The organism is Streptococcus sp. E29BA, assembly GCF_041807805.1.
Taxonomy (GTDB): domain Bacteria; phylum Bacillota; class Bacilli; order Lactobacillales; family Streptococcaceae; genus Streptococcus; species Streptococcus entericus.
On record NZ_JBGTZA010000047.1, the window covers coordinates 1 to 9657 of the forward strand.

Genomic DNA, 9657 nt, shown 5'->3' on the forward strand with positions numbered 1-9657 from the left:
TAGAAGCCGCAGAAAGCACAGCCCAAGCCGCCCAAGCTAAATTGGCTAATGCGACCTCTGATCAGCTCGTCACTCCAACGGAGAAATCCGCAGTTGATGAGGCCATCGCTGAAGCGCGTACAGCCCTATCAGAAGCTAGACATGCTGTCGACAGCTTGCCATCAGGTAGCGCTAAGACAGCCTTGGAAGGTCGCCTAGGTGCCGTCTCTCTTCCGGCTAGCCCAGCAGTCACCGACAGCAATAGCAACGGTCGCTGGGACAGGGAGGAAGAAGTGGAAGCCAAGGATAGCGCCGAGGCAACAAGTAAGGTAGAAGCCGCGGAAAGCACAGCCCAAGCCGCCCAAGCTAAATTGGCTAATGCGACCTCTGATCAGCTCGTCACTCCAGCAGAAAAGACAGATAATGTTTCGATGGGAGTGGATAAAACTGTATTCCCTTCTATTCAGCAAAGTGTATATAGGAGTAACCTAGACATAGAGTCACGACTCTCATCTACTAGTCAACCCTCGACGTCTTCAATCCCTTCTTTGACGGTTACTCAGACTGAACCGGAATCATTGAAGTCAGCAGATAGCTCAGAGGATATTCTATCATCGAAACCTTCTGTTCAACCATCAAATGAAACGGTACAGCAGATTGACTCAAATACCTTACCGCTAATTATTGCTTTAGGTGGAACTATATTCTTAATATCAGGACTAGCAGTCGTTATTATTAAGCGTAAGAAGCATGATGATTAAAGTGTTGATGGCTCTTATTAACTACAGTTGATTATTGGATAGTCACTAATAACTGAGTTCAGACAAAGAGAATTTTCAGCTCAAAAAACAGAGATTCACAATTGCCGTGAGTCACTGTTTTAGTATAGGAGATTAGCTAGCTATAAGACCTGTTTTAGGTCAACCCTAGCTTGCAGTTTTCATATCAGGGTACATCGTTTGCTCCCCAGGCAAGCAGGCTCCGTATCAACTTTACTTTGGGCTAAAATTGTTGGTTTTTCTTGATGTTTTAAGATTCGGATCTACAAATTTCTAATAGAGAAACGTCAAAAAACTTTGCAAATCTCTTGACAAATCTGCTATTTTTCGGTAGAATGGCTAAGAACGTGAAAATGTTACATTATCTTGAGGAGGTGAAAAATATGTCAAAAACAGTTGTCCGTAAGAATGAGTCACTTGACGACGCACTCCGTCGTTTCAAACGTGCGGTTGTGAAAGCTGGTACTCTTCAAGAGGTGCGTAAACGTGAGCACTATGAGAAACCGTCTGTGAAACGCAAACGCAAATCAGAAGCTGCTCGTAAACGTAAGAAGTTCTAATGTTTAGCGAGTGCAAACAATGACTGTGATAGAGGCTGGGACTTAAGTCCTCGCCTCTATCTTGTTTTTTAGCGCTGGATGATTTGGGTCTATAGAGACTTAAAGAGGAAAAGGAATGATCAATTTTCAAGAGGCTTTTGAATGGTTGAAAACGAGCTTAAGTTTTGGGATAACGCCAGGTTTAGAGCGTGTTCAGTGGCTATTAGAGCAACTCGGCAACCCTCAACATCAGCTAGCTGCCATCCATGTGGTTGGGACAAATGGCAAGGGTTCAACGGTTAACTATCTAAGACATATCTTTCAGGAGGCAGGGTATACTGTCGGCACCTTCACCTCGCCGTCTATCATGGATTTTAGAGAGAGAATAGCGATTAATGGTCATATGATCAGTCGTGAGGATTTTGTCAAAGCGGTTGAGCTCCTTCAGCCAGTAGTGTCTCGTTTGGAAAGCGAGACGGACTTTGGTCCTGTGACGGAGTTTGAGCTAATAACCCTAATCATGTTTATTTACTTTGCTCGGTTACATCCAGTCGATTTAGTGGTGATTGAGTCGGGCTTGGGCGGTCGGTATGACTCGACCAATGTGTTTACCCCGCTGGCAGTTATTTGTACCTCGATTGGTCTTGACCATCAGAATTTTCTAGGAGATACTCATCTGGCGATTGCTGGTGAGAAAATCGGTGTGCTAAAGAGAGGGGTTCCTTTAATTTTTGCTGAACATCGTTTGGAGGTCCGCCAACTGTTTTACCAAACAGCTGAACGTCTAGCCAGCCCTATCTATGAAAAGGGCAAACATTTTGACCTGACAGAGACTGACACAGGTCTCACCTTTTCTGACGAAGAGGGGCAATTAACAAATCTCGTATTGGCCATGCCAGGTCAACACCAGGTATCAAACTCTAGTCTAGCGCTGATGACCAGTCGCCTGTTAGCAAAGACTTACCCAAATCTTACTGATGAGCACATCAAAAATGCTCTAGCCAAGAGCTTTTGGTTGGGGCGGACAGAGTTTATCTTCCCCAACCTCATGATTGATGGTGCCCATAATGATGAAAGCATCAAGGCTCTAGTCGATGTCTTACAGCAAGATTATGCTGACAAGACGATTCATATTCTATTTGCGGCCATAGATACCAAGCCTGCTCACTCTATGTTGCAGCAGCTACAAGGCTTTGCTGACCTGACCGTCACGACATTTGATTATCCCAAGGCCTATGCCCTAGAGGCTTACCCTGAAGCTTATCCCCGTGTAGCGTCTTTTGAAAAATGGCTAGAGCGGTTGGAGGAAGCAAGAGAAGAAGATCTTTTTGTCATTACAGGCTCACTTTATTTTATTGGTCAAGTGAGACGACATCTTTTATCACCTCAAGGCTCGTCAAATGCTTGAGCTTTTGGTATAATAGGTAAGATTGCTCTATTTGTGCAATTAGTTTGACACGGAAAAGAATAATAACGACAGATGAAACAACACATCATAGACACCTTAGCAGGTATCGATATTCGGTTTGACGAGCCACTGAAACCCTATACCTACACAAAAGTTGGTGGTCCGGTTGACTACCTTGCATTTCCTAGAAACAAATTTGAGTTGGAACGCCTCGTTCGCTTTGCCAATCAGGAAAACATTCCTTGGATGGTTTTGGGAAATTCAAGCAATATCATCGTTCGCGATGGGGGTATTCGTGGCTTTGTCATCATGTTTGATAAATTCAATACAGTGACGGTTAATGGCTATGTTATTGAAGCAGAAGCAGGGGCCAACTTGATTGAAACGACCAAAGTTGCTCAGTTTCACAGTTTGACTGGTTTCGAGTTTGCCTGTGGCATTCCTGGCAGCATCGGTGGGGCAGTATTTATGAACGCTGGTGCTTACGGTGGTGAGATTGCTCATATCCTACTATCTGTCAAGGTGATGACCTCATCAGGCGAGATAAAAACCATTGAAGCCAAGGACATGCGTTTCGGTTACCGCCATTCCATTATTCAGGAGACAGGGGATATTGTTATCTCTGCTAAGTTCGCCCTAAAACCAGGTGATTACACATTGATTAGTCAAGAGATGGCGCGATTAACCCATTTACGCGAGCTCAAGCAACCACTGGAGTTTCCGTCCTGTGGGTCTGTCTTTAAGCGACCAGTCGGACATTTTGCAGGTCAGCTCATCATGGAAGCTAATCTCAAAGGTCACCGTATCGGTGGTGTTGAAGTCTCAACCAAACATGCAGGATTTATGGTTAATGTGGCTGATGGCACTGCCCAAGATTATGAACAGTTAATTGCCCATGTGCAGGCTGTCGTGAAAGAACGAACAGGCATTGCGCTTGAGACAGAAGTACGAGTGATTGGAGAAAAGGGATAATCCTCTTGAGTGGATTAGTCCGATAGAAATAAGACAAAGTGAGGAAAACAGGCAGTGACACAACCGATTATCGCCTTTAAGAATGTCACAAAGACATTCGAGGATAGTGGCACGCAGGTGCTGAAAAATATTAATTTTGAACTAGAAGAAGGGAAGTTCTATACCCTTTTGGGGGCTTCTGGTTCAGGAAAATCAACCATACTGAACATCATTGCAGGACTTCTTGATGCGACTAGCGGTGATGTCTATCTGGATGGCAAACGGATTAACGATGTCCCAATAAACAAGCGGGATGTCCACACCGTTTTCCAAAACTATGCCCTCTTCCCCCACATGAACGTCTATGAGAATGTGGCTTTCCCACTCAAACTGAAAAAGGTGGACAAGGCTGAGATAGACCGTCGTGTGGTAGAAGCCTTGAAAATGGTACGTCTGGAGGGTTATGATAAGCGGCCTATTCAGAAATTGTCTGGCGGTCAGCGCCAGCGGGTAGCCATCGCCCGTGCCATTATCAATCAACCGCGGGTGGTGCTTCTGGATGAGCCCCTATCAGCTCTTGATTTGAAATTGCGGACGGAGATGCAGTATGAGCTCCGTGAGCTCCAGCAGCGTTTAGGCATCACCTTTGTGTTTGTCACCCATGATCAGGAAGAGGCGCTTGCCATGAGTGACTGGATTTTTATCATGAACGAAGGCGAGATTGTCCAATCAGGGACGCCAGTTGACATCTACGACGAGCCCATTAACAACTTTGTGGCAACTTTCATCGGCGAATCCAATATCTTGCCTGCTACCATGATTAAGGACTATTTGGTGGAATTTAACGGCAAGCAATTTGAAGCTGTGGACGGAGGGATGCGCCCTAATGAACCTGTTGAGGTGGTCATCCGTCCAGAGGATTTGCAGATTACCCTGCCAGAAGAGGGCAAGTTGCAGGTTAAGGTTGATACCCAGCTCTTTCGAGGGGTTCACTATGAAATTATCGCCTACGATGACCTCGGTAACGAATGGATGATTCATTCGACCAGAAAGGCCATTGTCGGAGAGGTCATTGGGCTAGACTTTGAGCCAGAAGACATCCATATCATGCGTCTCAACGAGACTGAAGAGGAGTTTGACGCTCGTATTGAGGAGTATGTCGAGGTTGAGGAGGTTGAGGACGGTCTCATCAATGCTATTGAGGAGGAACGTCATGAAGAAAACCTCTAGTTTCCTGGCTGTCCCTTACTACCTTTGGCTGGTTCTCTTTGTCGTTGCGCCTGTCGCCTTGATTTTTTGGCAGTCGCTCTTTGATGTGCAAGGGAACTTTGGACTTGCCAACTATCAGACCTTTTTCAGCAGTAACACCTATCTGCGGATGAGTTTTAACTCAGTCTTCTACGCTGGTGTCATCACCCTGATTACCCTAGTCGTCGCCTATCCTTTAGCTTATCTCTTGACCAAGATCAAGCACAAGCAACTCTGGCTCATGCTGGTTATCTTGCCGACTTGGGTTAATCTCTTGTTAAAAGCTTACGCCTTTATGGGGATTTTCGGTCAGCAAGGAGGGATTAACAGCTTTTTGAGCTTTATTGGGGTTGGTCCCCAGCAGATTTTGTTTACGGATTTTTCCTTCATTTTTGTGGCTAGCTATATCGAGTTGCCCTTTATGATTTTGCCGATTTTTAACGCCCTAGACGACCTTGACCAGAACTTGGTCAATGCCAGTCGAGATCTTGGCGCTAACGAGGTGCAGACCTTTAGCAAGATCATCTTTCCCTTATCGCTTAATGGCGTCCAATCAGGGGTTCAATCAGTTTTTATCCCCAGTCTAAGCTTGTTCATGCTGACCCGCCTGATTGGTGGTAACCGAGTGATTACGCTGGGAACGGCTATTGAACAACACTTCTTGACCACGCAGAACAAGGGTATGGGTTCAACCATCGGAGTCGTTCTGATTGTGGCTATGATTTTGACCATGTGGGTGACAAAGGAGAGACGGAAATGAAAAAATTAGCAAATCTTTATCTGGGTTTAGTCTTTGTCATTCTCTATGCTCCTATTGTTTACTTGATTGTTTATTCTTTCAATGCTGGGGGGGATATGAATGCCTTTTCTGGTTTTACCTTGGAGTACTACGGTACCATGTTTGGCGACAGTCGGCTCATGTTGATTTTGGTGGAGACCTTTTTCCTGGCTTTTCTGAGTGCCCTCTTAGCGACGGTGATTGGCACCTTTGGGGCTATCACCATCTATCAGCTGCGACAGTCGTCGCAAAATGCCCTTCTGGCAGCTAATAACGTGCTCATGGTTGCGCCTGATGTCATGATTGGTGCTAGTTTTCTCTTGCTCTTTACCTTTTTAGGGTTTCAGCTGGGCATGGTCTCTGTCTTGCTGAGCCATGTGGCCTTTTCGATTCCTATCGTGGTGCTCATGGTTCTGCCGCGTCTAAAAGAAATGAATGCTGACATGATTAACGCTGCCTATGACCTTGGGGCAAGCCGTTTTCAGATGATGAAAGAAGTCATGTTGCCTTATTTGACCCCAGGGATTATCGCCGGCTACTTTATGGCCTTTACTTACTCGCTGGATGATTTTGCGGTGACCTTCTTTTTGACAGGAAATGGGTTTTCGACCTTGGCTGTGGAGATTTACTCTCGGGCGCGTAAGGGGATTTCACTTGAAATCAATGCCCTGTCAACCATCGTCTTTCTCTTTAGCATCTTGCTGGTGATTGGCTACTACTTTATCTCTCAAGAGAAGGAGGACAAGCATGCGTAGATTATATGCCTTTTTAGGGGGTGTTATCGCCATTGTCGCTCTGCTATTTTCCATCAGTCTCGTGATGAAAAAGACCAATGATACAGGTGGCAATAAGCTGGTGGTCTATAACTGGGGGGACTACATCGACTCTGAGTTGTTGGAGCAGTTTACTGAAGAGACGGGCATCCAGGTGCAGTATGAGACCTTTGACAGTAATGAAGCCATGTACACCAAAATCAAGCAGGGTGGGACAACCTATGACATCGCGGTGCCGAGTGACTACATGATTGACAAGATGCGGCGCGAGGACCTTTTGGTCAAGCTGGATAAGTCTAAACTGGAGGGGCTAGAGCACATCGGTCAGGAGTTTTTGGGCAAGAGTTTCGATGAAAGTAATGACTACTCCATTCCTTATTTTTGGGGAACGGTAGGGATTATTTACAATACTAGCCTGATTGATGAGGAAATCGCTCACTGGGAGGATCTCTGGAATCCTGACTTTGAAAACAGCATTATGCTGGTGGACGGGGCGCGTGAGGTCATGGGCTTCGGGCTGAACAGCATGGGCCATAGCCTTAATTCAAAGAACATGGCTGAGCTGACAGCGGTTGCTGAGCGGCTCAACCAGCTGACGCCAAACATCAAGGCCATCGTGGCTGACGAGCTCAAGAGGTATATGATTCAGGGGGATGCGGCTATTGGCGTGACCTTTTCAGGAGAGGCCAGCGAGATGCTGGATGCCAATGAGGACTTGGTTTATGTGGTCCCAAGCGAGGGCTCAAACCTCTGGTTTGATAATCTTGTTATCCCTAAAACGGTTAAACACGAAGCAGAAGCCTATGCCTTTATCAATTTCATGTTGCGCCCAGAAGTGGCCGCCCAGAATGCGGAGTATATCGGTTACGCCACGCCAAATACCAAGGCAAAGGCGCTCTTACCTGCTGAGATTACTGAGGACGAGGCCTTTTACCCTAGTCAGGAAACCGTTGAAAAGCTAGAAGTTTACGACAACCTTGGTCAGAAATGGCTGGGCATTTATAACGATTTGTTCCTACAATTTAAGATGTATCGGAAATAGGACTATCAGCAGCAAAACCAATTTTATCTAGCTGCTGAAATTTTTTAACAGCCTAAGGTTAAGATCGAATCGAACACTTGATTAAGTTTATTAAGGGTGATCTGTTTAGAACGAGATTTGTGACGACATTGCTAGCTAGCCTTGTCGTCACCAGTTTAACCTGTAGCCCTTTCCCTAATCAAAAAAGAATAGGATTACTAAACAGCAACCGGGCAAGATGATGGTGATGGCTGACCATCATCTTGCCGGGCTGTTTTTCTGTTTGACATTTAAGGAGGGAGCTGGTACACTATTCTTAACTGGTAGTTTACTGATTAAGGAGAAGATGATGGCATCCCTCGTGCGCTGGTTTTTTTATTTGGTTAGTTCAATTGCTTTAGTTGGTTGTAGTGCTCAGTCAGATCAGAATATTGAGAAAAAAGGGTTAAAGATTGTCACTAGTTTTTACCCATGTACGCCTTGGTCAGTGAAGTATCTGGGGACATTAACGATGTTCGCATGATTAACTCAACATCAGGTATCCACGACTTTGAGCCTTCTGTGAGTGATGTCCGAGCCATTTATGATGCCGATGTTTTTATTTACCACTCCCACATTTTAGAGAGTTGGGCTGGTCGATTGGACCCCAATTTGAAAGGTTCCTCGGTTCGTGTGTTAGAGGCATCCAAAACCTTGCCACTGGAGCGGGTTGAGGGTTTGTTGTTAAGGAAGGGATGGATGATAGTAGCCTCTATGATCCACATACTTGGTTAGACCCTGTCTTGGTTGGTCAGGAAGCCCTGGTCATAGCAGAGCAACTCAGTCAGGTTGATCCCAGCAATCGTCTCGTTTATGAAGAAAATGCTCAGGCTCTCAAAGATAAGGCTGATGTTCTGGCCGAGACATTCCAGCAACGGTTTGAGAGTAGCCGACAAAAAAACTTTGTTACCCAGCATACGGCGTTCTCCTATACTGCCAGACGCTTTGGTTTAAAACAACTTGGTATCACGGGCGTGTCTGCTCAAGAGCCTAGTCCTCGTCAGTTGGCAGAGATTAAAGAATTCATCACAACCTACGGGGTTAAGACGATTTTTGTTGAAAAAAGAGTTTCGGACAAATTGGCGAAATCTCTGGCAACTTCAACAGCAGTTCAATTTAAGGAGTTGAACACCTTGGAAGCAGATCCTAAGAATGATTTGACATTTTTAGAGAATTTAGAGGCTAATTTGACGATTTTAGCAGATGTTTTAGCGACGGAGGAAGAATGAAATATAATTTGTTTAAGTTTTTACCTGGTTTGCTTGCTGGTGTTGGCAGCTTGTTCTCAAGAGTCAGCTAATCATCGTGTCTCCTATGTTGAATCAACAGCAACCAGCTCAGCTATTTCCCAGGAGAAGGACAGTCAGTTAAGTCCAGAAGACGTGGCAGAAGCTGAAGGGAATCACGCAGAGCAGATTGTGGTGCAGGTGACAGATGAGGGGTATGTCACAAGTCACGGTGACCACTACCACTTTTACAATGGTAAGGTAAGCTTTGAAGCGCTGATTAATAAAGATTTAGTACTAAATGATCCTGCCTATGTCTTAAAGCAAGAGAATATCGTTAGTGACGTAGCTGATGGGCATATCATCAAGGTTGGTGATCAGTATTACCTTTACCTAACTCAGGAAACACCAACACATGTGCGATGAGCCAAGCAGATAAATATTAGTATTTATGGTGTGCCAACTGGCACGCTTTTTTCACTTGTGTGGTATAATGTTAGTTAACTAAATAGCTATGTTAGTTGTATGAATTGAAAAGAAGGATAGAGTATGATTAAGGTAATTGCGACAGAAATCGGAGTAAGGAAATTGATACAATAGAATACAGAAAAAGCCTAGGAACTAGCTGTTTCCAAGGCTTTTTAGCTGTCCGTAGATATAGTTTCAATGCTATTAAAGATGATGCGTTTTGTTTAGACACCTTTGATTCGTGAATCGTTAAATTGTATGTTACCAAAGACAGACCACGTCGAGTGTGTAGCATTGCTCGTAAAAGTTTAGAAATCTTTGAACGAAAGGGATAATGAAAAGCCCTAATTGCAAGGCTTTTTGTCATATAGGGTGAAAAGGCACCCCTTTTCTGTACAATTTTTATAAAGTGTTTTTGTTAAGCGATAACTCGCTTAACCATAGGTGT

Annotated in this window: 8 protein-coding genes and 2 pseudogenes; all 10 read left to right on the plus strand. The window is 44.8% G+C overall.

Features of this window, described 5'->3' with window-relative positions; translation table 11 throughout:
• Positions 1-740, plus strand: a pseudogene (locus ACERC8_RS09070) (hypothetical protein); the annotation flags it as partial.
• Positions 741-1141: 401 nt separating this feature from the next.
• Positions 1142-1318: a 30S ribosomal protein S21 gene (rpsU, locus tag ACERC8_RS09075; protein WP_018367869.1), complete on the plus strand. Its 177-nt coding sequence runs from the start codon at positions 1142-1144 to the stop codon at positions 1316-1318.
• Positions 1319-1436: 118 nt separating this feature from the next.
• Positions 1437-2705, plus strand: coding sequence for a folylpolyglutamate synthase/dihydrofolate synthase family protein (locus ACERC8_RS09080; protein WP_373659580.1), 1269 nt, complete (start codon positions 1437-1439; stop codon positions 2703-2705).
• Between the two features lie 72 nt (positions 2706-2777).
• Positions 2778-3677: a UDP-N-acetylmuramate dehydrogenase gene (murB, locus tag ACERC8_RS09085; RefSeq protein WP_373659572.1), complete on the plus strand. Its 900-nt coding sequence runs from the start codon at positions 2778-2780 to the stop codon at positions 3675-3677.
• Between the two features lie 54 nt (positions 3678-3731).
• On the plus strand, positions 3732-4886 hold the full coding sequence (locus ACERC8_RS09090; protein WP_373659574.1) for an ABC transporter ATP-binding protein: 1155 nt from the start codon (positions 3732-3734) through the stop codon (positions 4884-4886).
• Positions 4870-5664, plus strand: coding sequence for an ABC transporter permease (locus ACERC8_RS09095; protein ID WP_373659576.1), 795 nt, complete (start codon positions 4870-4872; stop codon positions 5662-5664). Before ACERC8_RS09090 ends, ACERC8_RS09095 begins: the two co-directional genes overlap by 17 nt.
• Positions 5661-6437, plus strand: a complete 777-nt coding sequence (locus ACERC8_RS09100) for an ABC transporter permease (RefSeq protein ID WP_373659577.1) — start codon at positions 5661-5663, stop codon at positions 6435-6437. Before ACERC8_RS09095 ends, ACERC8_RS09100 begins: the two co-directional genes overlap by 4 nt.
• Entirely contained in the window at positions 6430-7497 is a 1068-nt protein-coding gene (locus ACERC8_RS09105; protein WP_373659578.1) for a PotD/PotF family extracellular solute-binding protein, read from the plus strand. Before ACERC8_RS09100 ends, ACERC8_RS09105 begins: the two co-directional genes overlap by 8 nt.
• A gap of 325 nt (positions 7498-7822) precedes the next feature.
• Positions 7823-8744, plus strand: a pseudogene (locus ACERC8_RS09110) (metal ABC transporter solute-binding protein, Zn/Mn family).
• 42 nt (positions 8745-8786) lie between these two features.
• Positions 8787-9167, plus strand: a complete 381-nt coding sequence (locus ACERC8_RS09115; RefSeq protein WP_373659579.1) for a pneumococcal-type histidine triad protein — start codon at positions 8787-8789, stop codon at positions 9165-9167.
• Positions 9168-9657 lie beyond the last annotated feature (490 nt).